This window comes from Prauserella cavernicola (genome assembly GCF_016595675.1).
Taxonomy (GTDB): Bacteria; Actinomycetota; Actinomycetes; order Mycobacteriales; family Pseudonocardiaceae; genus Prauserella_A; species Prauserella_A cavernicola.
This window is the reverse complement of sequence record NZ_JAENJH010000002.1, coordinates 1,222,746-1,247,074: the sequence shown is the minus strand read 5'-3', so window position 1 is coordinate 1,247,074 and position 24,329 is coordinate 1,222,746. Positions and strand designations below refer to the sequence as shown.

Here is a 24,329-nt window from a genome sequence, read left to right as displayed (position 1 = left end):
AAGCTCCCGCCATGTTTAGCCGCCGCGCGCGGGCCGCCCTGCTGGGCGGTCTGGTGTGCACACTAGCCGCGTGCACCACGTCCCAACCGGACGAATCCCGGGAACCAGACCAGGGAGCTCCGGTGCAGGGCGCGGCCGGGATCGGCGATCCGTACTACCCCGAGGACGGCAACGGCGGCTACGACGCCACCGGATACGACGTCTCCATCGGCTACAACCCGGACAACGGCAATCTCGACGGCGACACCACCGTCACCGCGCGCGCCACCCAGGACCTCGAACGGTTCAACCTCGACCTGCGCGGCTTCACCGTCAGCTCCGTCGAAGTCGACGGCCAGCCCGCGGAGTTCGCCAGGGAAGGCGACTTCGAGCTCGTGATCACGCCCGGCGAGCCGCTGGCCGAGGGCAGCGAGTTCACCACGCGCGTGCGCTACGACGGCAAACCGCAGGACGCCTCCAGCGCCCAGCTCGGCGGCAACGGCTGGCAGCGCAGCGAGTCCGGCGGCGCGTTCGTGCTCGGTGAACCACAGTCGGGGTCGTACTGGTACCCCGTGAACGAGCACCCGCGCGACAAGGCCACGTTCCGGCTCACCGCGCGCGTGCCGCAGGGCTGGACCGCCGTGTCGATCGGCACGCAGGAGAGCTCGAAGACCGAGAACGGCTGGACCACGAGCACCTGGACCGAGCAGGAACCCGTCGCCAGCTACCTCACTACCGTGGCCGTCGACCGCTTCACCGTCGACAAGGGACAGCTCGCCGACGGCACCCCCGTGCTCAGCGCGTACGCCCCCGGAGCCGAGGGCATCCGGCGCGACGCTGACCGGGTCGGCGAGGTGATCGACTTTCTCACCACGAAGTTCGGCGAGTACCCGGCCACGTCGGCCGGCGGCATCTACCTCGCCAACGACGTCGGCTACTCCCTGGAGACGCAGGGCAGGCCCACCTACACCCTCGGGGCCGACTTCTCGACGATCGTGCACGAGCTCGCCCACCAGTGGTACGGCAACGAGGTCTCGGTCGAGTCGTGGGCCGACATCTGCCTCAACGAATGCCTCGCGAGCTACTCGGAATGGCTGTGGGCCGAGGGCAAGCAGGGCGACAACCTCGATGCCAGGTACCGCAACAACATCGACCAGCTGCGCGACGACACCGAGTTCTGGGGCCAGAAGCTCTACGACATGGGCGCGGGCAACGAGTTCGAAGGCGTGTACGACAAGGGAACCCTCGCGATCCACGCGCTGCGCAAGCAGATCGGCGACGAGGCGTTCGACCGCGTGCTCAAGCAGTGGCCCGTCGAGCACCGCGAGGGCAACGCGAGCTGGCCGGACTTCGAACAGTTCGTCTCGGACGTCTCCGGCCAGGACTTGGAAGGCTTCTTCGCCGACTGGTTCCGGGGCACGGAGCTGCCCGGTGACGAGCACCTCTATCCGGGTTCGCTGCGCAACTAGGTTCTACGCTGGGGCCATGGCTGTTGTGAAGATCAACGCGATCGAGGTCCCCGAGGGCGCAGGCCCCGAGCTGGAGAAGCGCTTCGCCGCACGGCTGCACGCCGTGGACTCGCAGCCCGGGTTCCTCGGCTTCGAGCTGCTGCGCCCGGTGTCCGGCGACGACCGTTACTTCGTCTACACGAAGTGGGAGACCGAGGAGCACTTCCAGGCGTGGGCCCAGGGCCCGTCCCGCGAGGCGCACGCCGGTGAGCGGGCCAAGCCCGTGTCCAGCGGTGCGAGTCTGCTGGAGTTCGAGGTCGTGCAGAGTTCGGTGCCGAAGGCAGAGTGATTCGCGAGCTCGAGCGCGCCGCCGGGCTGATCTCGTCGGCGAACGCGCTGCTCGTGTGCGCGGGCGCGGGTATGGGCGTCGACTCCGGGCTCCCCGACTTCAGGGGCGAGGACGGGTTCTGGCGCGCGTACCCGCCCTACGCGCGACTCGGACTGAGCTTCGCCGAGATCGCCGACCCCGAGCACTTCGCCGCCGATCCCGCGCTGGCGTGGGGTTTCTACGGGCACCGGCTGGAGCTGTACCGCCGCACGGTGCCGCACGACGGGTTCCGGATCCTGCGCGAGTGGGGTGAGCGCAAACCCGGTGGGGTGCACGTGTTCACGTCCAACGTCGACGGCCAGTTCCAGCGAGCCGGGTTCGAGCATGTCACCGAGGTGCACGGGTCGATCCATCACCTGCAGTGCCTGGCGCGCTGCGGCTCCGGCATCTGGCCTGCCGACGACGTGTCGGTGGAGGTGGACCCGGACACGATGCGAGCGGTCGGTGCGCTGCCATCGTGCCCTCGGTGTGGCGGGCTGGCCCGGCCCAACATCCTGATGTTCGGCGACATCGAGTGGCTGCCGGAGCGCAGCGACGAGCAGGCTGAGCAGCTGCGAGCCTGGCGGCGGCTGCACCGCGACGCGGTGGTGGTCGAACTGGGCGCTGGCACCGCGGTGCCGACGGTGCGCAGACAGGCCGAGCTGGCGAGTGCGGCGACGGCAGCGCTGGTGCGCATCAACCCGCGCGAACCCGAAGTCCGCCACGGCAGGGGCATCCCCCTCCCGGAAGCCGCCCTGAACGCCCTGACAGCCCTGTCGAAAACGATCACCTAGCCCCGCGCCGCCGCCACCCGCCACCAACCGCGGACCGCGCACCCAGCCCCGCGAGTCCCCCGCCCCAGCCCGCGAGTCCCCCGCTCTGGGCCGCGAGTTGCCCCCTCCTGCACGCGAGTTGCCCGTTCCGGGGCGTGAGTTGCCCACTCCCGCGCGCAAGCATCCGTTCCGAGCCGCAGCTCCAGCTCGCGTGCTTCCAAGCGCGCAGCGAGTGCCCCGCTTGGAACGTGACACCGCCCAGTAGGCAGCGGGGTCCCCGATCCAGCCTGTTGGCCTCCGTCCCGGCACAACGAGTTCCGCACTCCGGGCAGGGCGTCCCGCGTCGGCGCATCAGATCCCCGCCTCGACCTTCACGCTTGGTCCTCCCACACGCGTGCTTTCAGCGGAAGACGCCCTTACTCCCGCCAGTCGTGCGAGGTCCTGACGGCGCACGGCCGCTTCGGCTCTCCGGTCGCATACGAATCGCGCGGGGCGCTACGTGAGGCGCTGCCCATCACATCCCGTCGGAACGCAGACCCCGCTTGTCCCATCGGGAAACTCACGGTCGGGAACGGGGAACTCGTCGGCCATAGCGGGGAACTCGCGTGCGGGAACGGGGGACTCGCGGGCTGGAGCGGGGCGCGAGTCGCGCGTCGGGCCGCACGACTTGCGCTTGGGTACCGACAGGAACGGCGCCCCACGCAAAGCGTGGGGCGCCGTTTCCGTCGTACCGGGTTGCGGTTACTCCTGCTCGGCCTCGCCGGCGTCCTCGCCGCCCGCGGCGGCGATGCTCACCGGCGGGGCGTCGGGCACGTCCGACGGCTTGGCCTCACCGCGGAAGACGAACTGGGCCTGGTCGTCGCGCTCGTCGCCGACCTCCCAGTTCTCGACGTCCACGATGATGATCTGGCCGGCCTGCACCTCGCCGAACAGGATCTTCTCGGACAGCTGGTCCTCGATCTCCCGCTGGATGGTGCGGCGCAGCGGTCGGGCACCGAGCACCGGGTCGAAGCCGCGCTTCGCGAGCAGGGCCTTGGCCCGCTCGGTCAGCTCCAGCTCCATGTCCTTGGCCTTGAGCTGCGACTCGACCCTCGTCACCATCAGGTCGACCATCTCGATGATCTGGTCCTGCGTGAGCTGGTGGAAGACGATGATGTCGTCGATCCGGTTCAGGAACTCCGGCCGGAAGTGCTTCTTCATCTCCTCGTTGACCTTCTGCTTCATCTTCTCGTAGCGCGATCCCTCGTCGCTGCCGGAAGAGAAGCCCAGGCTCACGGACTTGGAGATGTCCTGAGTACCCAGGTTCGAGGTGAAGATCAGCACCGTGTTCTTGAAGTCGACCGTGCGGCCCTGACCGTCGGTGAGACGGCCGTCCTCCAGCACCTGCAGGAGCGTGTTGTAGATCTCCTGGTGCGCCTTCTCGATCTCGTCGAAGAGGACCACCGAGAACGGCTTGCGCCGCACCTTCTCGGTGAGCTGGCCACCCTCCTCGTAGCCGACGTAGCCAGGAGGGGCACCGAAGAGCCGCGAGGCGGTGTAGCGGTCGTGGAACTCACCCATGTCGATCTGGATGAGCGCGTCGTCCTCACCGAACAGGAACGCGGCCAGCGCCTTGGAAAGCTCGGTCTTACCGACACCGGACGGGCCGGCGAAGATGAACGAGCCGGACGGGCGCTTCGGGTCCTTCAGGCCGGCCCGAGTACGGCGGATGGCCTGCGACACGGCCTTGACCGCGTCCTCCTGGCCGATGATCCGCTTGTGCAGCTCGTCCTCCATGCGGAGCAGACGCGTGGTCTCCTCCTCGGTGAGCTTGAACACCGGGATACCGGTCCAGTTGGCGAGGACTTCGGCGATCTGCTCATCGTCGACCTCGGCGACGACGTCGAGGTCGCCGTCCTTCCACTGCTTCTCGCGCTCGGTCTTCTGGCCGAGGAGCGTCTTCTCCTCGTCGCGAAGGCGTGCGGCCCGCTCGAAGTCCTGAGCGTCGATGGCCGATTCCTTCTCCCTGCGGACGTCGGCGATCTTCTCGTCGAACTCGCGCAGGTCCGGCGGAGCGGTCATGCGGCGGATCCGCATCCGGGCGCCGGCCTCGTCGATCAGGTCGATCGCCTTGTCCGGAAGGAAGCGGTCGTTGATGTAGCGGTCGGCCAGGGTTGCGGCCGCGACCAGCGCCGAGTCGGTGATCGAGACACGGTGGTGCGCCTCGTACCGGTCGCGCAGGCCCTTGAGGATCTCGATCGTGTGCTCGAGCGACGGCTCGCCGACCTGGATCGGCTGGAACCGACGTTCCAGAGCGGCGTCCTTCTCGATGTACTTGCGGTACTCCTCGAGCGTGGTCGCGCCGATCGTCTGCAGCTCGCCGCGGGCCAGCATCGGCTTGAGGATGCTCGCCGCGTCGATCGCGCCCTCTGCGGCACCCGCACCCACGAGCGTGTGCAGCTCGTCGATGAACAGGATGATGTCGCCGCGGGTCTTGATCTCCTTGAGCACCTTCTTCAGGCGCTCTTCGAAGTCACCGCGGTAGCGGGAGCCCGCCACCAGCGACCCGAGGTCGAGCGTGTAGAGCTGCTTGTCCTTGAGCGTCTCGGGCACCTCGCCCTTGACGATGTTCTGGGCCAGTCCCTCGACGACGGCCGTCTTGCCGACGCCGGGCTCGCCGATCAGGACCGGGTTGTTCTTGGTGCGGCGCGACAGCACCTGCATGACGCGCTCGATCTCCTTGCTGCGACCAATGACCGGGTCGAGCTTGCCCTCCCGCGCGGACGCGGTGAGGTTCCGGCCGAACTGGTCGAGCACGAGCGAGGACGACGGGGTGCCTTCGCCGCGGCCGCCGCCTGCTTCCGCGGGCTCCTTGCCCTGGTAGCCGGAGAGCAACTGCAGCACCTGCTGGCGAACCCGGTTGAGGTCTGCGCCGAGCTTGACGAGCACCTGCGCCGCCACGCCCTCACCCTCGCGGATGAGGCCGAGCAGGATGTGCTCCGTGCCGATGTAGTTGTGGCCGAGCTGCAGCGCTTCGCGCAGCGACAGCTCAAGCACCTTCTTGGCACGCGGCGTGAAGGGAATGTGCCCGCTCGGGGCCTGCTGCCCCTGGCCGATGATCTCCTCGACCTGCTGGCGGACGCCCTCCAGCGCGATACCCAGCGACTCCAGCGCCTTGGCGGCGACACCTTCACCCTCGTGGATCAGACCCAGGAGGATGTGTTCGGTGCCGATGTAGTTGTGGTTGAGCATCCGGGCCTCTTCTTGGGCCAGGACAACCACCCGCCTCGCGCGGTCGGTGAACCTCTCGAACATTCCCACTCCCTCGACTGCTGCGCCCGGCGGCCCGATCTCATCACCAACGAACTCTTCCGGCAATGAGTTCGGCACCGTGAGACCACTGTAGTAGCCAAGCGCACGTGTCGGCCTACCACTCTGGCCGTTTGCACCCCGCTCCTGCCGACCGGGCGATGACACCTGACCCGGCGCTGAGCAGACACACAGTCCGTTTGTTGCTGGCTGTTGACGTCTGGCACAACGCACAAGCGGCACCTTTTGATTCCGATGGAAATTCTTGTCCGCTCACCGCGAACAGATATCCGTGACCCAGCTTTCCCACGAAAGAGGTGCGCGGGTGGCGAGTCACCCGTCCAGCGGTAAGGTAAGGCAGACCTAACGCCCGAATGGAGCAAGCGGAGGCGATCCGTGACCGTTGATCGGTCCGTGCGTGATGCTCGACACACGCGCGCCCAGCTCGACTCCCTCTCGGACTCGCTGACCAGGGTCGCGGGCCTGCAGGATCGCGTCGAGCTCCGTGCCGACCTGCCAGGCGAGGGCTGGCAGCGGTGCTCAGACCTGCTGACGCAACCCGGCCGCATCGGTGAGTGGTGCCTGGCGCTGTCCGACTGGTTGCGCGAGCAGTACGGCGAGGCACCCCCGAGGACCGCGGCCAGCTACGTCATGTCCTGGTACCTCCGCGTACCGGCGTACGCGGGCGCGCTCCTGCTGCACCACGAACGCCGGGTGCCGTCACTGCGACCCGAGGAGCTGGGCTTCCGGATCTCCGCCGATGGCAGGCCCGACCCCACGGGCATCGCGGTGCTCGGCACCTCCTTCTACTGCCTGCCGCTCGACCCCGCCGCGGGGCGGCCGGAGGCCACGGTCGTCGCGGACGAGCGCGCCCTCGCGGCGGTGCTGCGGGCCCGCTACACCGCGCACGCCGCGCGCTTCGTCCGCACCTACGGCCGGATGAGCCCGCTCGGCAACCGGGTGCTGTGGGCGGGCGCGACCGACGCGCTCGACGCGTGCCTGTGGTGGGCGGGACTCGACGGCGGCGACGAGGGCGCGGGCGTCGCCGACGCGGCACTGGTGCTCGAGTCGCGGTTCACGCCGCTGACCTCGGCCTCGACGTTGCGCATGGAACCCGGCGCGGACGGTCGACGCCTGTGGTGCAGGCGCAGGGAGAGCTGCTGCTTCAGCTATCTGCTGCCCGGCCAGACCGAGTGCGCTGAGTGTCCTCGGCTCGGCAGGTCACGGACCTGACGCTCAGCGCGACCAGTCCGGGGAGCGGCCCGAAAGACCCAGCGCGCGCTCGAACGCGGACGCCGAGTCCGCCACCGGCACGGCCTCGCCGAACACCTGCAGCCGTCGGCCCTGCTCGGCCATTCCGAGCATGACCATTTCGGCGGCCTCACCCGTCTCGTCGGTGCTGACGAGCTGCTGTCCGGTCGCCCGAGCGAGGTCCCAACCGTGCAGCACGAACTCGCAGAGCACCATCTCGCCGACCATCGAGGCAGGCAGGTCACCGCCGCCCATCGTCGTGCCGCCCTGCCACGCGTCGGGGTCGGCCAGCGCGCAGGCCAGGTCCTCGGTCTGGCGGACCAGGCGCGCTGCCCAGTCGCCGGTCACCAGGTCGGCGCTCTCCTCGGCAGCCGCTCTCGGAGGCACCTCACTCTTGCGCGCGGCGGCGTGCAGCGCGGGACCCCAGTACAGGAGGTGGTTGCACAGGCCGCGAACGTCGTAGCTCTCGCACGGGGTCGGCTCGGCCAGGTGCCCGGCGCGCACACCGTGCACCACCCGGATGAGGTCGGCGGCGGCGATCTTGATCGGTTCTCGCAGGTCGGACATGCCGCTCATCCCAGCGCGCGCGGCCGGATCCGTCTTGAAGAAAAACGTCACCCGCGGTGGCTACTGTCACCGGCGTGGAGCGCATCCCACAGGGGGTACTGGACGCCGGGATCGCGGCGACGAGGTTCGAGCTGACCCGGCACGAACCGATGGAGGCCCTGCGCCCGTTCGTGCAGTACTACTGGGTCGTGCGCTGGGACCTGCGCGGCAGGCCCGCTCATCTGCAGCGGGTGCTGCCCAACCTGTCGGTGCACGTCTCGTTCTCGCGCGCGGCCTCCGGCGTGTGGGCTCCGAGTCGCGAGGTGTTCTCGCACCTGCTCGAGGACAGGGACCAGGTTCTCGGCGCGCGGTTTCGGCCTGGGTGTTTCCGGTCCTTCGCCCGTAGGCCCATGTCGGAGTTCTCCGGCAGAGTGGTGTCGCTGGCCGAGGTCTTCGGGCCGCAGGCGCGGGAGACGGAGGACGAGCTACTGGCCGCCGCCGAACCGGCGGAGATGGCACGGCTGGCCGACGAACTGCTCGGCAAGGACGTGCCCGCACTGAGTGCGGCGGAGGAGCAGGCGCGCGACGCCGTGCGGGTGGTCGCGAGCGATCCGGGGATGACCAGGGTCGCCGCGCTGGCGGAGGCCACCGGGCTCTCGGCGCGGACGCTGCAGCGGTTGTTCGCGACCTGCGTCGGCGTCAGCCCGAAGTGGGCGATCAGGGTCCACCGGCTCGACGACGCCGCGCGGCGCATCGCCGACGACCCCGGGCTGAACCACGCCGACCTCGCGCACGAACTGGGCTACAGCGACCAGGCGCACTTCGTCCGCGACTTCACCACCGTCGTGGGCACGCCACCCGCGCGCTATGCGAGAGCCCAGGCCGCGGAACCCCGAACGTGAAGCGGCGGCCGTCCCTGGTCGGGAGGCCGCCGCTTCGCAAGAGTGGAACTATGTTTCAGTTCTTCTTGTGGTAGGCGTCGACGACTTCCGAGGGGATGCGCCCACGGTCGGAAACGTCGTAACCGTTCTTCCTCGCCCACGCGCGAATGGCCTGATTCTGTTCGCGGTCGACCGCGGCCGAACGGCCGGGCACCTTGGCGACGGCCGGGCGGCCCGCCCGCTTCCGGCCACCGGCACGGCGCGCGTGCTCGACATACTGCGCCAGCGCGTCCCGCAATTCTTCGGCGTTTTCGCCAGACAGATCGATCTCGTAGCTGACACCGTCCAGCCCGAACTCGACGGTCTCTTCGGCCTCTGACCCGTCCAGATCGTCCACGAGGGAGACAAGGACCTTCTGCGCCATCAGTTCCTCCTGTTAAAAGCCCGGCGATAGCCGGCGTGCGAGCCACGCCCCGGTCAAAAGCCTTTGACTGGACATATTAATACCCCGTGACCAGACTAAAGGCAAATCAACATCTGCGGTTACAGATGTGTCGCGCGCAGCTATTCGGGACGGACCAGCGGAAACAGGATCGTCTCCCGGATACCGAGACCGGTGAGGGCCATGAGCAGCCGGTCGACTCCCATTCCCGCGCCGCCGGTCGGTGGCATTCCGTACTCAAGTGCACGCAGAAAATCCTCGTCAAGGCGCATGGCCTCGCTGTCACCCTTCGCGGCCAACCGAGCCTGTTCGGTGAGCCGTTCCCGCTCGATGACCGGGTCGACGAGTTCCGAGTAGCCCGTGGCCAGCTCGAAACCGCGCACATAGAGATCCCACTTCTCTGCGACGCCGTCCTGGGTCCGGTGCTGTCGCGTCAGCGGCGACGTCTCGACGGGGAAGTCGCGCACGAATGTCGGCGCGTGGAGGTGATCCCCGACGAGGTACTCCCACAGTTCTTCGACGAGCTTGCCATGACCCAGCTTCGGATCCGTCTCGAGCCCGCGCGCCTGCGCGAAGGATCGCAGTTTCTCGACCGTCGTTTCCGGCGTCACTTCCTCACCGAGCGCGTCGGAGAGGGAACCGTACATTGTCATTGCGGTCCACTCGCCGGAGAGGTCGTACTCGGTTCCGTCGGCGAGGGTCACCACCTGGGAACCGAATGCCGCCTCGGCGGCTTCCTGCACCAGCTCCCTGGTGAACACTCCGATTGTGTCGTAGGTCGCGTAGGCCTCGTAGTATTCGAGCATCGCGAACTCGGGCGAATGGGACGAGTCACTGCCCTCATTGCGGAAGTTGCGGTTGACCTCGAAGACCTTCTCGATACCGCCCACCACGCAGCGCTTGAGATACAACTCGGGCGCGATACGCAGGTACAGATCCAGGTCGAAGGCGTTGGAATGCGTCACAAAAGGCCGCGCCGACGCACCACCGTGAAGAGTCTGCAGCATCGGCGTCTCCACCTCGGTGAATCCGCGGCGGTGGAAAGAATCGCGAAGCGCGCGCAGAACCGTCGCCCTGGTCCGCACCACGTCCCGCGCCTTCGGGCGCAGGATCAGGTCGACGTAGCGCTGGCGGACCCTGGTCTCCTCGGACAGTTCCTTGTGCGCCACCGGCAGCGGGCGCAGCGACTTCGCCGTGAGCTGCCAGCTGTCGGCGAGCACGGACAGCTCGCCGCGCTTGGAGGTGATCACCTCGCCCTGTACGAAAACGTGGTCGCCGAGGTCGACGTCGGCCTTCCAGGCGCCGAGCGCCTCCTCGCCGACCTTCGCCAGGCTCAGCATCGCCTGCAACTCCGTGCCGTCGCCCTCGCGCAGCGTCGCGAAGCACAGCTTGCCGGTGTTGCGCAGGAACATGACGCGGCCGGTGACCCCGACCTGCTCGCCGGTCTGGGTGTCGGCGGGAAGATCCGGGTGCCCGGCACGGACCTCGGCAAGCGAATGCGTGCGCGGCACCTCGACGGGATAGGGCTCGACGCCCGCGGCGAGAATCCGGTCACGCTTGTCCCGGCGCACCCGCATCTGCTCCGGCAGGTCGTCCTCGCTCATGGGCTGCTCCGGGAAATCGCTCATGAGGCCTTAGGGTACGAACACCCGTGCGAGCCGTGCACACGGGCACCCGTTCCCGCGCGGACCCGCTCGCTCAGCGCACGTTGCGTTCGTAGACCAGTCGCAACCCGAGCAGCGTGAGTTCGGGACGGTGCTCCGTGATGGTCTCCGACTCGCCCAGCACCAGCGGCGCGAGACCGCCCGTGGCGATCACCTCGACCCGCTCACCGGTGTCGCCGGCGAGCTCGCGGGCGATGCGCCGGACCAGACCGTCCACCTGGCCCGCGAAACCGAACACGATTCCGGACTGCAGGCATTCCACGGTGTTCTTGCCGATCACCGAGCGCGGCGGCACCAGCTCCACCTTGCGCAGCGCGGCGGCGCGCGCGGCGAGCGCGTCGACCGAGATCTCGATGCCGGGAGCGAAGGCTCCGCCGAGGAACTCGCCCCTGGCGGAGATGGCGTCGACGTTGGTGGACGTGCCGAAGTCCACCACGACGCACGCGGTGTTGTGCAGGTGGTGCGCGGCCAGTGTGTTGACCAGCCGGTCGCCGCCCACCTCCTTGGGGTTGTCGACCAGCAGCGGGACACCGGTGCGCACACCGGGTTCCACCACGATCTTCGGCACCCTCGGGTAGTACCTGCCGAGCATCACGCGCAGCTCGCGCAGCACGGCGGGAACCGTCGACAACGCGCTGATCCCGCTGACCGAGTCCGCGTGCTGGCCGAGCAGCCCGCGCATGGTGAGCGCGAGCTCGTCGGCGGTCATCCTCGCGTCCGTGCGCATCCGCCAGTCACGCACCAGCTCGGCCGACTCGCCCCTGCCGGAGTAGAGGCCGAGCACGATGTTCGTGTTGCCGATGTCGACGGTGAGGAGCAACTAGCTCTCCGCGTGCAGCAGGGCGTCCAGCTTGGCCGCGTCGACCGTCTCCGCCACCGGGAACGCCTGCTGCTCGCCGATGAACTTGCCGATGGGCAGCGCACCGCTGACCAGGCCGCTGCCCTCGGGCACCGTGGCCGGGTCGCCGCCGAGGTCGGCGATGCGGTTGTCGGCGTCGACGAACACGACCCTGGGCCGGAAGGACGCGGCCTCGGCGTTGTCCATCTGCCCGTACGCGATGAGGATCACCAGGTCACCGGGGTGCACGAGGTGCGCGGCGGCCCCGTTGATCCCGATGACGCCGCTGTCGCGCTCGCCCTTGATGACGTAGGTCTCCAGGCGCGCGCCGTTCGTAACATCCACAATGGACACCTGCTCGCCCGGCAGCAGGTCAGCGGCCTCCATCAGGGCCTCGTCGACGGTGACGGAGCCGACGTAGTGCAAGTCGGCCTGCGTCACCGTGGCTCTGTGAATCTTGGATTTCAGCATCGTGCGGTACATCCGGGACTCCCTCTATACCCCTGCGTCCTCTGTGGACATGTGTGGGCCGTGCTCGGCCGCTGCGCCGAGCAACACGGCGACGTTGTCGATGAGCCGGGTCCTGCCGACCCGCGCGGCGATCAACAACCGTGCCTCTCCATCGACGGGTGCGGGCCCCAGATCGGTTCCCCGCAGTTCCAGATAGTCCACCGCGATCTCCGGTCGCGCCGCGAGCGTGTCGCGAGCGGCGTCGAGCGCGGCCTGTGCACCGAGCCGTCCGGCGTGGGCGCCCGCGATGAGCGCGGCCGAGAGCGCGACGGCCTGCTCACGTTCCTCCGCCGACAGGTAGACGTTGCGCGACGACAACGCCAGCCCGTCGGCCTCCCGCACCGTGGGCACGCCGAGCACGCGGGTGTCGACGTCCAGGTCGCGCACCATCCGCCGGATCAGGACCAGCTGCTGGTAGTCCTTCTCGCCGAACAGCGCGTGGTGCGGCCTGACGATGTTGAACAGCTTCGACACCACCGTGAGCACGCCCGCGAAATGCCCCTGCCGCACCGCCCCCTCGAGCTCGTCACCCAGCGCGCCAGGGTTCACGGTGACCGTCGCGTCCTCCGCGTAGAGATCGCTCACCTGTGGCGTGAACGCGATCTCCACGCCCAAATCCTCGAGCACCTCGAGGTCGCGCTCCAGCGGCCTCGGGTAGGCCTCGAAGTCCTCACCCTGTCCGAACTGCAGCGGGTTCACGAAGATCGAGGCAGCCACCACCGTGTTGGGCAGCCGCTTCGCCCTGCGCAGCAACTCCCGGTGCCCGGCGTGCAGCGCACCCATGGTGGGCACGAGCGCGACCTTGCGGCTGACCCCGCGCAGCGCCGTCGTCACCTTCGTGACATCGGCGGGCGAGCGGTAGACGTTGAGAGTGCCTCGGCTGAACTTCGGGGCTGTCATGGGGTTTCACGTCCGTTGTCGAGGAGATCGGTGAGCTCGGCCGCGGCGTCGTCGGCGAGTAGTCCCGCGCCGGTGGCCCTGGAGACGGTCCGGCGCGCGAGCGTGGCGTAGGTGTCCGCCACCTCCGGGTCCTGCTCCGCCAGCACCTCGAGGTGCTTCGCGACGGTGCCCGCGTCGCCACGGGCGACCGGGCCGGTCAGCGCACGATCACCGTGCCGGAGCACGTTGTCGAGCGCCGCGGACAGCAAGGGGGCCAACAGCCGTTCGGCGTTGCGCACCCCGCCCGCTCCCAGCAATTCAACACTGTCGCTCACGAGCGTGATCAAGTGGTTGGCGCCGTGGGCGATCGCCGCGTGGTAGAGCGGCCGCATGGCTGCCGGGATGCGCACCGGCTCGGCACCCATCTCCACGGTCAGCGCCTCGCCGACGTTCCAGGCCGCCTCGTCGCCCTCGGCCGCGGTGATGCCGACGCTGCACGTCGCGATGCGCTCCAGGTCCTCTTCCCTGCCGCTGAAGGTCATCACCGGGTGCAGGGCGAGCGGGAGCGCGCCGAGTTCGGTGACGGGGGCCAGGATGTCGACGTCGTAGGCGCCGGAGGTGTGCACCACGATCTGACCGGCTCGCAACGCACCGGTCTTGGCGAGACCGTTGGTCATCGCAGCGAGTGCGTCGTCGGGCAGTGCGAGCAGCACCAGATCCGCGCGTCTGGCGACCTCGTCGGGCGGCAGCAGCGGAACTCCCGGCAGCAACGTCTCGGCTCGCCGGACGGACACGTCCGAGATACCCGACGCGGCGACCACTGTGTGACCTGCGCGGGCCAAAGCCGCACCCAGCACACTTCCGACCCTGCCCGCGGAAACCACGCCCACCGAGAGCCGGGCGGGCCGCTCCATGGCCGTCATCGCGCACGCCAACGGACGCTCATGTTGAACTCCCAAACTCGTTCCAGTCCCGCTCTTCGGTCGCGGGTACCAGACGACGGCGCGAGAGTAGTACTCGAACGCGCCGGTAACCGTCACCAGGTGACGAGCTTCACCCGTCCCGGGTTCACCCGTTCGCGGTCGCGAGCCGCACGGCCTCGGCCCTGCTCGACCTGACGATCTCGGTGAGCTCCCGCTCCCGCGACTCACTGGGTGAGCGGCGGCGCAGGAACGCCAGTTCGGTCACGCCGTTCTGGTACTCCGCGACGGCGTTGGCCGCGGCGCGGCCCGACTGCTTGCGGGCCATCTCGCGCCAGCGGCGGCGCTCCTTGAGGTCGGCGAGCAGGTCGATCTCGGACCTGGCGATGATGCCGGCCGACGCCAGCTCGGGCAGCGCGTCGGAGACGACCCGCTGCTCACGCCGCCGTTGCCAGAGCACGAGCATCACCACGCCGACGAACATCGGCACCATGATGAGGAAGTAGACGTTGAGGAACGCCTCGGCGCCGCCGAGGACCGACGACGCATTCCACAACGCGTGCAGGCAGACCGCGCCGACGTAGGCGATGAGCGGCAGCAGCACCTTGAGCCTGCGGCTGCCGGTCTGCGCGGCGACGCCGAGGCCGATCCCGATGAGCACCGAGAACAGCGGGTGGGCGAACGGCGAGAGCACCCCGCGCAGGATGAACGCCGCGATGACGCCGGAGCTCAGTCCGTCGCCGAAGCCCTGCTCGGCGAAGGCCCTGCCGAAGTAGTAGACGTTCTCGGTGAACGCGAAGCCCGCCGCGCTGAGCCCGGCGTAGACGATGCCGTCGACCACGCCGTCGAACTCGTGCGAGCGCCGCCAGAGGATCACCACTGCGGGCACGGCCTTCATGAGCTCCTCGACCAGCGGAGCGGAGACGATGGCGCTGACCTTGCTGCCCTGGCCCGAGCCGAGCAGCAGGTCGCCGACGGTCGCGGCGGTGTCGTTGATCAGCAGCGCCGACAGCGTCGCGACGCACGCGCCCCAGAGGAACGAGAGCAACAGCAGCTTGGCGGGTTCCGGTTCCCAGCGGTCGATCCACAGGAACGCCGCGGTGACCACGGCCACGGGCACGACCGCGGCGATCACGCCGATCACCACGGCCAGCACACCCACCCGCACGGTCGCGAGGCCCAGCACCAGCAGACCGCACAGCGCCACGCCCGTCAGTACGACGATCGGCAACAGCACCGTGATCCTGCGCGGGGTGTGCCGACGCGGTGGCTTGACCGGCCGGCTGGTCGTGGGTCCGCTCACGCGGGCACCATAAGTCCTGTCCACGAACCCGGAAGAGCAGGGTGGCCAGCGATCCTCCGAGGTTCATCCGCCAGGGAGAGCCGCGGGGTCCGCTCAGTCGTCCGCGCGACGCCGCCTGCGCGGGGCCGACTTGCCCGAGCCGTGCGCGGCGAGCAGCTCGCTGACCGACTTGCCCTCCGCGTGCGAACCCTGCGGCTCGGGATCGGGCTCGGGCGCGCGACGGCGTCCGCCACCCGACGAACCGTTGGTGTCGGCCTGCGCGCGCCGCCGACCGCCGGACTCGGAGTCGTCGGGCTCGGCGGTGAAGCCCTGCCATGCGGGCTCGCCCTCGGCCCTGCGCCTGCGGCCACCGGACTCGTCGTCGCCGTGCCGTCCCGTGGCTGCGGGCTGCTCCCCGGCCTCGGGCCGTCGCCTGCGCCCGCCCGCGCGGCCTGCATGCTCACGGACCTCGGGCGGCAACGTCGGATTCGGCGGAGCGGGAGCAGGCTCGGGAGCGGGCGGTTCGGGCTGCTTCTCGGGCGGCGCCGCCTGCTCGACGGGCGCGGCGTGCGAACCGTCGTCCACCTTCGCGGGCGGCTCCGGCTGGTCCTCCGCGCCGGACCAGGTCGGCGTCCAGTCCGCGTCGAAGCTCCTGGCGTAGGTGGTCGGCGGCTCCGGTTTCGCGGGTTTGCGCACGGGCGGGGTGACGCTCGCGGCCGGTCGTCCCCTGCGCGGCGGCTCCATCGCGGGCCTCGTCGGATCGGGCTCCGGTGCGCGCGCCGGCGTGTGCGGTTTGGCGGCGGGTGGCGGCGGCGAGGGCGGGGCCTGCGGCGGTGCGGGCGGCGCGGGCGGCTTGGCGGCCGGTGGCGGCGGCGCCTGCGGCGGCGCGGGCGGCTTGGCGGGCGGTGCGGGCGGCGCCTGCGGCGGGCGCTGCGCGGCGGGCCGCTGTTCGGGCTGGGGCCGCTCGGCAGGCGGCTCGGCAGGCCTGCGAACCGGCTGTTGCTGCGGCCGCGACCGCTCGGCGCGAGCCATCTCCGCGCGGGCGAGCTCGGCCGCCTTGGCGGCGCGGGCGGCGGCAGCACCGGCCTGGTCGCTCGGCTGCACGCGCCGCGTCGGCAGATCCACAGGGCGCTCGACGGGGCGCTGCGACGGCCTGCTGTCCTCGGGGGGCCGCGAGGGGCGCGGAACGAACTGGGTCGCCGCCTCCTGCGGAGCGGGCGGCTTCGGCGCAGGCTGCTGCGGAGCGGGCTTGCGCGCGACCGGTTTCTGAACCGGCGGTTTCGGGGGTGCGGGCTGCTGGGCCGCGGGTGGCTGACGCCGCGGCGGGCGGACGACGACGTCCTGCCCCTTGTCGCGGAACCGGTCCATCAGCTCCGTCTGCCGCTCCGGCGGCTCGGACCCGTTCTTGCCCGCGGTGATCTGCGCGGGGGCGCTGCCGCTCGACTCACCGGCCGTGACGATCCTCGGCTCCTCGCCGATCGAGCGCATGCGCGTGGACTGGGCGGTGAGCGCGACCCGCTCCCACAGGACCTCACCGCCGAACAGCGCCTGCAGGCTCTCGCGCAGGGACGAGACCTCGTTGCGGAGCGCGTCGAGCTCCTCGCGCGACTCCTCCTCGACCCGGTCCCGCGTCTCGGCCTCGATCTCCAGCTCGAACTCGCGCCTCGCCGCGATCTCGCGTTCCAGCTCCAGTTCGTAGATCTCCTGCGCCTGCGCGGCCGCCTGATCGCTCGACGAGGCCTGCTTGCGATAGCGCACGGCCACGAACGCACCGATCAACGCGGCCCAGAGCGCGGCGACGATGCCCAGTCGCAACCACCTGAGATCCTCGGTGAGTACGAGAGCCAAGGTCGCACCGATGGCGAGGGCCAAGCCCGCGGCCAGCCACGGCCTACCCGAAGAGTGGCCGCGCGAGTCGTCACCCACGCCAGTCATGCCCAACACCGTACCTTCTGGTAATCCATCCGAGACCTTGTTGGTACTTCGAGCGGTGGGTTTGGATCGTTAACCGGTCACTCTCCGATCGCGATCATGATCACGCGGTTCCGGTGCCCGGCAGCAGTGCTCGAGCCACAGTGCCGCGGCGATCAGCACGAGGGCGCAGCCCGCACCGATGATCGCGGAGGGAAGATCGTCAGCGGCGGCCGTGAGCTCGTTGGAGCGCGGAGCGAGATAGACCACTCCCGCCAGCCACGCCCCGAACATCAAGGCGCCCAGCAACGACGACGCCTTGGCGAGCGCGACGGCCCTGGCGATCCCGATGCCGTGGACCACCCTGCCTTGGCGGATCCGGCTGCGGACGATGTAGGCGAGCACCAGCTCGATGACGGCGAGGATCAGCAGCGTGACGCCGGCCAGCGTCGGCAGACTCGGCATCGACGTGTAGGCGAACTCGAAGAGGAAGAACACCAGTCCGAAGCCGATCACCCCGGCGACGAGCAGGTCCCGTGGCCGAGTGAAGTGCATGCCCCCACCGTAGCGGGACTCGAGGTGGCCATGACGCTCGTCGGTGGGCGATGCTTGACCCTCCAGTGACTGAAGACTCCAGTCTGGATCTCGTGCAGGGGGCGAGCGTGTTCACGATCGGAGAGCTGTCACGGCGGACGGGACTTCCCGTCAAGACCATCCGGTTCTACTCCGACGAGGGACTGCTCCCGCCCACCGACCGCACCCACGCCGGATACCGACTCTACGACACCAGGGCGCTGGCCAGGCTCGAGCTCGTGCGCACGTTGCGCGAGCTGGGCATCGGCCTCGCCGACGTGGAGCGGGTGCTCGAGCGGACGGAGACGATCTCCGCTCTCGCGAGCAAGCACGTCGAGGTGCTCGACGAGCAGATCCGCGTGCTCCGCCTGCGCAGGGCGGTGTTGCGTGCGGTCGCCACCCGGCGATCCGAACTGGACGAGGTGCAACTGATGAACCGACTGGCTTCGATGTCCGACGAGGAGCGCAAACGCCTCGTCGACGAGTTCTGGGACAGCGTGACCGAGGGCCTCGACGTCGACTCCGACTTCTACGAGTGGATGCGCTCGGCCAAACCCGAGCTGCCCGACGACCCCACGCCCGAGCAGGTGGAGGCCTGGGTCGAGCTGGCTGAGCTGGTGCAGGACCCCGGCTTTCGTGCCCTCATCAGGGGAATGGGCGAGGGGCAGGCGGCCCGGCGCGAGCAGGGAGAGGACATCGACGCGTTCGCGAAGGTGCAGCGGGACGCGTGGTGCGGGTGGAGCGAGCGGGCGGAAGCCGCACTCGGCAAGGGGCTCACGCCGGACTCGCCCGAGGGCACGGAGCTCGCAAGCGAGATCGCGGCACTGCTGCGCGCCGAGGACAAGACCGACGGCCCCGAGTTCCGCGCCGAACTGGCCGGGCAGCTCGAGGCGGGAGCCGATCCGCGCGGCGAGCGGTACTGGCAGCTGATGGCGATCATCAACGGCTGGCCGCCGGTGCCCAGCCAGAACGCGGCGGCTCAGTGGATCGCCGCCGCCGTGCGTGCGACGGCGGGTTAGAGCAGCAGGTCCGGCCGGAAGCGCACACCGGCGCGGTCGGACTCCGGCAGCGCGGCGAGCAGCTCAACGGCCCTGCCGCGGCCCGGCACCTCGGCGGCCGGCTCGATCTCGAGCCACGGGATCAGCACGGTCGCGCGCTCTGCGGTGCCGGGGTGCGGCAGGAGCAACTCGGGATCGGTGGAGCGGACTCCGTCCACGGTCACCACGTCGACATCGAGCGTGCGCGGGCCCCAGCGCTGCTCGCGCACGCGCTCGGCCTCGCGTTCCAGCGCCTGCCCGGTCCGCAGCCAGTCCCAGTGGTCGCGGGCCGGGTCGGCCACGATGCACACGGCGTTGAGGAAGTCCGGCTGGTCCTCGACGCCCCACGGCGCCGTCTCGTAGACGCCGGACACGGCCACCAGCACGTCCCGCAGGCCGTCGACGGCGAGTCGCAGGTACGCGAACCGGTCACCGAGGTTGGACCCCAGCGAAAGGACGGCCCTGCTCATCGCTCGCGCCGCACGGTCACGGCCACGTCGGCGAACGCCAGCGGAATCGGGGCCGAGGGCTTGTGGACGGTCACCTCGACGGCCGAAAGCCGCGAGTCCTTGCGCATCACCTCGTCGGCGATGCGCCCGGCGACGCTCTCGATCAGGTCGTAGGGCTCGCCGCCCACGATGTCGGCGGCCAGTTGCGCGAGCTCGCCGTAGTGCAGCGTGTCCGCGAGGTCGTCGGAGGCGGCCGCGGGCGCGAGGCTCAGCCACGCAGTCACGTCGACGACGAACTCCTGCCCCTCGCGCTTCTCGTGCTCGAAGACGCCGTGCCTGCCGAACACCGCCAGCCCGGTGAGCGTGATGCGATCGGTCATCCGGACGTGCCTCCACGCTGCCAGGCCGCGGCGACCTGCACGGCGTCGAGCGACGCGCCGACGTCGTGCACCCGCACTCCCCAGGCTCCCGCCTGCGCGGCGAGCGCCGAGATCGACGCGGTGGCCACCTCGCGGCCGGACGGCTGGCGCGGTTCGCCCTCCGCGTCGGCGAGCAGCCTGCCGAGAAAACGTTTGCGGGATGCCCCGACCAGCACGGGAAAGCCCATGCCCAGGAACACGTCGAGGCGGTGCAGCAACGCCCAGTCGTGCTCGGCCTGCTTCGCGAAACCGAGCCCAGGGTCCAGCACGATCTTGTGCTCGGCGACCCCCGCGGCCAGCGCCTCGTCCACCCTGGCGCTCAGCTCGTCGCGCACCTGCGCGACGACATCGGTGTAGTCGGCGAGCGAGTTCATGTCCTTGCTGTGACCGCGCCAGTGCATCAGCACCCACGGCACGCCGGCCTCCGCCGCGACCTTGGCCATGTCCGGGTCCGCGAGCCCGCCGGAGACGTCGTTGATCACGTGGGCGCCCGCGTCGACCGCGGCCGCCGCGACAGCTGCCCGCGTGGTGTCCACCGACAACGCGAGCCCGTCGGCGCACAGCGCCCTGATCACGGGAAGCACGCGTGACTTCTCCGTGTCGGCGTCCACGCGGCCCGAGCCCGGCCGGGTCGACTCACCGCCGACGTCGATGATGTCGGCGCCGCGCCGCCACATCGCGTGGGCGTGGGCAAGCGCGTCCTCCCGGCTCAGATAACGCCCACCGTCCGAAAAGGAATCGGGCGTGACGTTCAGTACGCCCATCACGGCGCACCTGCCAGGGGACGGGAGACCTGCGGTCACCGCCGGCCCTTGATCAGGTCGAGCGCCTCCGCCCTCGAGGTGGCCGAGGTCTTGAGCGACCCGCGGACGGCGGACGTGGTGGTGCGTGCGCCGGGCTTGCGGATGCCGCGCATCGCCATGCACAGGTGCTCCGCCTCGATCACCACGATCACGCCGCTCGGCTTCAGCTTGCGGTCGAGCGCGTCGGCGATCTGCGACGTGAGCCGCTCCTGCACCTGGGGGCGCTTCGCGTAGAGGTCCACGAGCCTGGCCAGTTTGGACAGTCCCGTGACCTTGCCCTGCGAGTTGGGGATGTAACCGACGTGCGCGACGCCGTGGAACGGCACCAGGTGATGCTCACACGTGCTGTACATCGGGATGTCGGTGACGAGCACCATCTCGTCGTGACCCTCGTCGAACGTCCGGTCCAGCACGTGATCCGGCTCGTCGTAGAGGCCAGCGAAGATCTCCTGGTAGGCACGGGCGACTCGACCGGGAGTGTCCTGCAGGCCGTCGCGATCCGGGTCCTCGCCGCACGCGAGCAACAGCTCGCGCACGGCGTTCTCCGCACGCGCCTGGTCGAACACCCGGCCGTTGGCCAGGGGCGCGACATCCTCTATCGCGGCCCCGTAGCCGTTGCCGCTCACCTCACTGGCGATGTTGACCGTCCTGATCGTCGGGATCGCGCTCGTGCTGCCCGCCCTGGGGAGGCTGCGGCTGCGAGGGTCCCGGCTCGTTGCCGGGAGGGCTCGGCCGCCACGGCTGGCTCGGCCTGGTGCCACCGGGTGAGGTGGCGGGCGTCCAGCCGGGAGGTGCCCCGTAGTTCGGCGGGCCAGCCTGGTAGTCGCCGGGCGCTCCGCCGCCGTAGGGCTGCTGCGGCCACGAACCCTGACCGCCGCCCTGACCGGACTGCCCGCCGTTCTGCCTGCGGGTGCCGTTCGGGTAACCGCCGCCGCCCTGGGGCGGCGCGTACGGGTTGTACCCCGGCGGGGGTCCGACCGGCCTGGGGTTGGTGCCGTACGGCGGGCCACCGGGCAGGTCGTTGCCACCGGGTGCGGTCGCCACGGGCGTCGGCTCGGGCTCCGGGACCGGCGCGGTCTGGGGCTCCGGCTCGGGCTGCGGCGGAGGCCACGGCTCGCCGCGCTCCATCGCCAGCTCGCCCGGAGTCTTGATCGGCGGCTTGTCCGAGGGAAGCCGCTCGCCGAACTCGTTGAACGCCGTGATGCGCGGACGCTTCTCGACCGAGGCGAAGATCCGCTCGAGGTCCCTGCGCTGCAGGGTCTCCTTGTCGAGCAGCTCCACGACGAGTTCGTCGAGAACGTCACGGTAGGTGTTGAGCACCTGCCACGCCTCGGTGTGCGCCGTCTCGATGAGCTTGCGCACCTCCTCGTCGATCTCGTGCGCGACCTCGAGGGAGTAGTCCGCCTGCCTGCCCGCCGAGCGGCCGAGGAACGGGTCGCCCTGCTCCTGGCCGTACTTGACGGCGCCGAGCCGGGGGCTCATGCCGTACTCGGTGACCATCGCCCTGGCGATCTTGGTGGCCTGCTCGATGTCGGAGACGGCACCGGTGGTGGGCTCGTGGAACACGAGCTCCTCCGCGGTCCGACCGCCCATCGCGAAGACCAGCCTGCCGATCATCTCGGAGCGGGTCATCAAGTCCTTGTCGTCCTCGGGGACGAGCAGCGCGTGCCCACCGGTGCGGCCACGCGGCAGGATCGTGAGCTTGTAGACCGGCTCGATGTCCGGCATCGCCCACGCGGCCAGCGCGTGCCCACCCTCGTGATAGGCCGTGATCTTCTTCTCCTTCTCGGAGATGATCCGGCTCTTGCGGGCAGGTCCGCCGATGACGCGGTCCACCGACTCCTCGAGCGCGGAGTCGGTGATGACGTTGCCGTGGGTACGCGCGGTGAGCAGGGCGGCCTCGTTGATCACGTTGGCCAGGTCGGCACCCGACATGCCTACCGTGCGCTTGGCGAGCGAGGTGAGGTCGACGTTCTGCTCGAGCGGCTTGCCCTTCGAGTGCACCTCGAGGATCGCCTTGCGGCCGCGCAGGTCGGGCGCGGACACCGGGATCTGCCGGTCGAACCGGCCGGGGCGCAGCAGCGCCGGGTCGAGGATATCGGGCCGGTTGGTGGCGGCGATCAGGATGATGCCGCCCCGCGAGTCGAAGCCGTCCATCTCGACGAGCAGCTGGTTCAGCGTCTGCTCGCGCTCGTCGTGCCCACCACCGAGGCCGGCGCCACGCTGACGGCCGACGGCGTCGATCTCGTCGACGAAGATGATGCAGGGCGCGTTCTGCTTCGCCTGCTCGAACAGGTCGCGCACCCGGGAGGCACCGACACCGACGAACATCTCGACGAAGTCGGAACCGGAGATCGTGTAGAACGGCACGGCCGCCTCGCCGGCGACGGCACGCGCGAGCAGCGTCTTACCGGTACCGGGCGGGCCGTACAGCAGCACGCCCTTCGGGATCTTGGCGCCGAGTGCCTGGTAGCGGCCGGGGTTCTGCAGGAAGTCCTTGATCTCGTGCAGTTCCTCGACGGCCTCGCTCGCGCCGGCCACGTCGGTGAACGTGGTCTTGGGCATGTCCTTGTTGAGCTGCTTGGCCTTGGACTTGCCGAAGTTGAGGACGCGGTTACCGCCGCCCTGCGCGTTGTTCATCATCCACATCAGCAGGAGCAGCAGGATCCCGAGCGGGATCATGTAGATGAGCAGCTGCGTGAAGAAGGAGTCCTGCGTGACGGTGGTGTCGAACTTGACACCCGAGTCGCCGTTGCGGGCATCGAGCAGCGAGTTGTAGAGCTGACTCGACGCTCCGTTCGGGAACTTCGTGATGATCTGGTTGACCTGCTGGCCATCGACGTCGATCGAATCGGCCAGGTGCAGCTTGAGCTGCTGCTCCTTGTCCTCCAGGTTCGCTTCCGTGACGTTGCCGGAGTTGATCTGCTGGACGGCCTGCGACGTCGGCACATGCGTGTACCCACGGTCGCCGTCGAAGATCATGCTGAAGGCGAAATAGAGCAGCAGAACCGCGACTATCCACAGCAGTGGGTTCTTGAGCAGGCGCTTGCGGTCCATTTGATCCGGCCGTGGTGGCCTCGACCCTCCCTGGCTAGGCGGTTCATGTCACACCCGCCGTCACGGTGTTGACAACTGCGATGGGCACGGTGTTAGCCGTCCCACCAGCGTACCGCCCGGCATGTTAAGGCAGCCGGGCGATCCTCCAGGAGAACAACGGCCATCAGCTCACCGATGTTCCCACCAGCCGACCCTCAACTCAACGCGGGGCGCGAACGGAGCCGTCACCGCTAGGAGGCGACACCCGCCACCATCTCGCCGAGCCGCGAGCGCAGGGTCTTCGCATCGGCGGGAGACACCGTCACCCACTCCCTGCCGTCGGTGCCTGGGCGCGACAGGCTCAGGTAGCGGCCGGTCGCGGTGTCGAACCACGCGAGCACGGCCGAACGACGCTTCGCCCCCAGGTCGTCGCGGCTGTTGGCGGCGAGCTGGCCGCCCCGCGACCTCGGCTGCGCGATCAGCTGTGCGTACGCCTGCCTCGGATCGGTGGTCCGCTCCGACAGTGCCGTGCGCCTGCGTGCACCGGCCCCGGAGCCGGCGACCACGCCCGAACGCGCGGGCTCCGTTCGCAACGCCTCGTCGATGGGGATGGTGATGGACGACTCGCTGCCACGCGGCGCCTGCGGGAGCAGATCCACCACCGCGGAGACCAGTCCGTCGGGATACGCGGGACGCAGCGAGACACCGGTCGCGTCCTGGACGGCCAGCACCGCCTGCCTCCCGTCCGAGGCGGCCAGCGCCGCGACCGGGGGCGCCTGGAACTCGGGGATGAACAGCGCGTCGATGCTGATCGACGGCCTCGCGAGCAGTGCGAGCCACTCCTCGACGTGCGAACCCGGGATGTCGCGAGCCGCGAACTCGGCGTCGAAACCGCGGCGCAGTTCCCTGCGCTCCAGCTCGGTACGGCCGTGCGAGCGGACCCGCAGCGGGTACGGCAGCTCACCGATACCGGCCGACTCCCACAGGAAGTCGAAGGCGACCGGCGTGAAGAACTCCTGCGTGGGCACGATCC

23 protein-coding genes are annotated in these 24,329 nt (G+C 69.8%); 6 read left to right on the top strand and 17 right to left on the bottom strand.

The window, feature by feature from the left end:
* Positions 1 to 11: 11 nt before the first annotated feature.
* From JHE00_RS12820 to JHE00_RS12810, 3 genes are read left to right on the top strand one after another with little or no spacing between them, the layout of a single operon-like run.
* Complete coding sequence (locus JHE00_RS12820; RefSeq protein WP_200318153.1) at positions 12 to 1,448, top strand: M1 family metallopeptidase; 1,437 nt, start codon at positions 12 to 14, stop codon at positions 1,446 to 1,448.
* 16 nt (positions 1,449 to 1,464) lie between these two features.
* Complete coding sequence (locus JHE00_RS12815; RefSeq protein ID WP_200318152.1) at positions 1,465 to 1,776, top strand: antibiotic biosynthesis monooxygenase family protein; 312 nt, start codon at positions 1,465 to 1,467, stop codon at positions 1,774 to 1,776.
* A complete protein-coding gene (locus JHE00_RS12810) occupies positions 1,776 to 2,588 on the top strand; it encodes an SIR2 family NAD-dependent protein deacylase (RefSeq protein ID WP_307831926.1) in 813 nt (270 codons plus the stop codon). Before JHE00_RS12815 ends, JHE00_RS12810 begins: the two co-directional genes overlap by 1 nt.
* Positions 2,589 to 3,308: 720 nt before the next feature.
* Here the strand turns inward: JHE00_RS12810 and JHE00_RS12805 are convergent.
* Complete coding sequence (locus tag JHE00_RS12805; RefSeq protein WP_200318150.1) at positions 3,309 to 5,861, bottom strand: ATP-dependent Clp protease ATP-binding subunit; 2,553 nt, start codon at positions 5,859 to 5,861, stop codon at positions 3,309 to 3,311.
* A gap of 408 nt (positions 5,862 to 6,269) precedes the next feature.
* On the opposite strand from JHE00_RS12805, the gene JHE00_RS12800 reads away from it, so the two are divergent.
* Positions 6,270 to 7,088 carry a (2Fe-2S)-binding protein gene (locus JHE00_RS12800; RefSeq protein WP_307831914.1) on the top strand — a complete coding sequence of 273 codons (819 nt, stop codon included), beginning with the start codon at positions 6,270 to 6,272 and terminating at the stop codon, positions 7,086 to 7,088.
* A gap of 3 nt (positions 7,089 to 7,091) precedes the next feature.
* Here JHE00_RS12800 and JHE00_RS12795 read toward each other — a convergent pair whose 3' ends face one another.
* A complete protein-coding gene (locus JHE00_RS12795; protein WP_307831913.1) occupies positions 7,092 to 7,724 on the bottom strand; it encodes a TIGR03086 family metal-binding protein in 633 nt (210 codons plus the stop codon).
* 23 nt (positions 7,725 to 7,747) lie between these two features.
* Here JHE00_RS12795 and JHE00_RS12790 point away from each other — a divergent pair, with 23 nt between their 5' ends.
* Positions 7,748 to 8,554, top strand: a complete 807-nt coding sequence (locus tag JHE00_RS12790; protein ID WP_307831912.1) for an AraC family transcriptional regulator — start codon at positions 7,748 to 7,750, stop codon at positions 8,552 to 8,554.
* 55 nt (positions 8,555 to 8,609) lie between these two features.
* Here the strand turns inward: JHE00_RS12790 and JHE00_RS12785 are convergent, their stop codons facing one another.
* The 9 genes from JHE00_RS12785 to JHE00_RS12745 all read right to left on the bottom strand — a co-directional run bounded on the left by JHE00_RS12785 (position 8,610) and on the right by JHE00_RS12745 (position 17,534).
* The gene (locus tag JHE00_RS12785; RefSeq protein ID WP_200318146.1) at positions 8,610 to 8,957 is read right to left on the bottom strand and encodes a histone-like nucleoid-structuring protein Lsr2; all 348 of its coding nucleotides are present in this window, start codon (positions 8,955 to 8,957) and stop codon (positions 8,610 to 8,612) included.
* A gap of 140 nt (positions 8,958 to 9,097) precedes the next feature.
* Complete coding sequence (gene lysS / locus JHE00_RS12780) at positions 9,098 to 10,603, bottom strand: lysine--tRNA ligase (protein WP_230423229.1); 1,506 nt, start codon at positions 10,601 to 10,603, stop codon at positions 9,098 to 9,100.
* A 70-nt stretch (positions 10,604 to 10,673) separates the two neighbouring features.
* Positions 10,674 to 11,459, bottom strand: coding sequence for a type III pantothenate kinase (locus tag JHE00_RS12775; protein WP_200318144.1), 786 nt, complete (start codon positions 11,457 to 11,459; stop codon positions 10,674 to 10,676).
* Complete coding sequence (gene panD, locus JHE00_RS12770; RefSeq protein WP_200318142.1) at positions 11,460 to 11,960, bottom strand: aspartate 1-decarboxylase; 501 nt, start codon at positions 11,958 to 11,960, stop codon at positions 11,460 to 11,462.
* 12 nt (positions 11,961 to 11,972) lie between these two features.
* The gene (gene panC / locus JHE00_RS12765; RefSeq protein WP_200318140.1) at positions 11,973 to 12,887 is read right to left on the bottom strand and encodes a pantoate--beta-alanine ligase; all 915 of its coding nucleotides are present in this window, start codon (positions 12,885 to 12,887) and stop codon (positions 11,973 to 11,975) included.
* Positions 12,884 to 13,780 (bottom strand): Rossmann-like and DUF2520 domain-containing protein, encoded by an 897-nt coding sequence (locus JHE00_RS12760; protein ID WP_200318351.1) that lies wholly within the window; start codon positions 13,778 to 13,780, stop codon positions 12,884 to 12,886. Before JHE00_RS12760 ends, panC begins: the two co-directional genes overlap by 4 nt.
* Before the next feature lie 154 nt (positions 13,781 to 13,934).
* Positions 13,935 to 15,089, bottom strand: coding sequence for a PrsW family intramembrane metalloprotease (locus JHE00_RS12755; protein WP_372440435.1), 1,155 nt, complete (start codon positions 15,087 to 15,089; stop codon positions 13,935 to 13,937).
* A 93-nt stretch (positions 15,090 to 15,182) separates the two neighbouring features.
* A complete protein-coding gene (locus tag JHE00_RS12750) occupies positions 15,183 to 17,003 on the bottom strand; it encodes a DUF6779 domain-containing protein (RefSeq protein WP_200318139.1) in 1,821 nt (606 codons plus the stop codon).
* Positions 17,004 to 17,072: 69 nt separating this feature from the next.
* Positions 17,073 to 17,534: a DUF3180 domain-containing protein gene (locus tag JHE00_RS12745; protein WP_200318138.1), complete on the bottom strand. Its 462-nt coding sequence runs from the start codon at positions 17,532 to 17,534 to the stop codon at positions 17,073 to 17,075.
* A 92-nt stretch (positions 17,535 to 17,626) separates the two neighbouring features.
* Between JHE00_RS12745 and JHE00_RS12740 the strand changes: the two genes are divergently transcribed.
* Positions 17,627 to 18,571 (top strand): MerR family transcriptional regulator, encoded by a 945-nt coding sequence (locus JHE00_RS12740; protein ID WP_372440434.1) that lies wholly within the window; start codon positions 17,627 to 17,629, stop codon positions 18,569 to 18,571.
* Here JHE00_RS12740 and folK read toward each other — a convergent pair.
* From folK to JHE00_RS12710, 6 genes are all read right to left on the bottom strand, one after another.
* Complete coding sequence (gene folK, locus JHE00_RS12735) at positions 18,568 to 19,059, bottom strand: 2-amino-4-hydroxy-6-hydroxymethyldihydropteridine diphosphokinase (RefSeq protein WP_200318136.1); 492 nt, start codon at positions 19,057 to 19,059, stop codon at positions 18,568 to 18,570. The two genes, JHE00_RS12740 and folK, sit on opposite strands and share 4 nt — an antisense overlap.
* Positions 19,056 to 19,418, bottom strand: coding sequence for a dihydroneopterin aldolase (gene folB, locus JHE00_RS12730; protein ID WP_200318135.1), 363 nt, complete (start codon positions 19,416 to 19,418; stop codon positions 19,056 to 19,058). The genes folK and folB overlap by 4 nt, the downstream gene beginning before the upstream one ends.
* A complete protein-coding gene (gene folP, locus JHE00_RS12725) occupies positions 19,415 to 20,221 on the bottom strand; it encodes a dihydropteroate synthase (RefSeq protein WP_200318133.1) in 807 nt (268 codons plus the stop codon). The genes folB and folP overlap by 4 nt, the downstream gene beginning before the upstream one ends.
* A gap of 35 nt (positions 20,222 to 20,256) precedes the next feature.
* Entirely contained in the window at positions 20,257 to 20,886 is a 630-nt protein-coding gene (folE, locus tag JHE00_RS12720; protein WP_372440433.1) for a GTP cyclohydrolase I FolE, read from the bottom strand.
* 1 nt (position 20,887) lies between these two features.
* Positions 20,888 to 23,317: an ATP-dependent zinc metalloprotease FtsH gene (gene ftsH, locus JHE00_RS12715; protein ID WP_200318131.1), complete on the bottom strand. Its 2,430-nt coding sequence runs from the start codon at positions 23,315 to 23,317 to the stop codon at positions 20,888 to 20,890.
* 230 nt (positions 23,318 to 23,547) lie between these two features.
* Positions 23,548 to 24,324 carry an ESX secretion-associated protein EspG gene (locus JHE00_RS12710; RefSeq protein WP_200318129.1) on the bottom strand — a complete coding sequence of 259 codons (777 nt, stop codon included), beginning with the start codon at positions 24,322 to 24,324 and terminating at the stop codon, positions 23,548 to 23,550.
* Between the last annotated feature and the right edge of the window lie 5 nt (positions 24,325 to 24,329).

Excerpts from the sequence above, each read along its gene's own strand:
- folB (WP_200318135.1), bottom strand. The coding sequence starts at position 19,418 with ATGACCGATCGCATCACGCTCACCGGGCTGGCGGTGTTCGGCAGGCAC.
- JHE00_RS12805 (WP_200318150.1), bottom strand. The coding sequence starts at position 5,861 with ATGTTCGAGAGGTTCACCGACCGCGCGAGGCGGGTGGTTGTCCTGGCC.
- JHE00_RS12760 (WP_200318351.1), bottom strand. The coding sequence starts at position 13,780 with ATGGAGCGGCCCGCCCGGCTCTCGGTGGGCGTGGTTTCCGCGGGCAGG.
- folK (WP_200318136.1), bottom strand. The coding sequence starts at position 19,059 with ATGAGCAGGGCCGTCCTTTCGCTGGGGTCCAACCTCGGTGACCGGTTC.
- JHE00_RS12745 (WP_200318138.1), bottom strand. The coding sequence starts at position 17,534 with ATGCACTTCACTCGGCCACGGGACCTGCTCGTCGCCGGGGTGATCGGC.
- JHE00_RS12785 (WP_200318146.1), bottom strand. The coding sequence starts at position 8,957 with ATGGCGCAGAAGGTCCTTGTCTCCCTCGTGGACGATCTGGACGGGTCA.
- JHE00_RS12815 (WP_200318152.1), top strand. The coding sequence starts at position 1,465 with ATGGCTGTTGTGAAGATCAACGCGATCGAGGTCCCCGAGGGCGCAGGC.
- ftsH (WP_200318131.1), bottom strand. The coding sequence starts at position 23,317 with ATGGACCGCAAGCGCCTGCTCAAGAACCCACTGCTGTGGATAGTCGCG.
- panD (WP_200318142.1), bottom strand. The coding sequence starts at position 11,960 with ATGTACCGCACGATGCTGAAATCCAAGATTCACAGAGCCACGGTGACG.
- JHE00_RS12750 (WP_200318139.1), bottom strand. The coding sequence starts at position 17,003 with ATGACTGGCGTGGGTGACGACTCGCGCGGCCACTCTTCGGGTAGGCCG.
- panC (WP_200318140.1), bottom strand. The coding sequence starts at position 12,887 with ATGACAGCCCCGAAGTTCAGCCGAGGCACTCTCAACGTCTACCGCTCG.
- lysS (WP_230423229.1), bottom strand. The coding sequence starts at position 10,603 with ATGAGCGATTTCCCGGAGCAGCCCATGAGCGAGGACGACCTGCCGGAG.
- JHE00_RS12820 (WP_200318153.1), top strand. The coding sequence starts at position 12 with ATGTTTAGCCGCCGCGCGCGGGCCGCCCTGCTGGGCGGTCTGGTGTGC.
- folP (WP_200318133.1), bottom strand. The coding sequence starts at position 20,221 with ATGGGCGTACTGAACGTCACGCCCGATTCCTTTTCGGACGGTGGGCGT.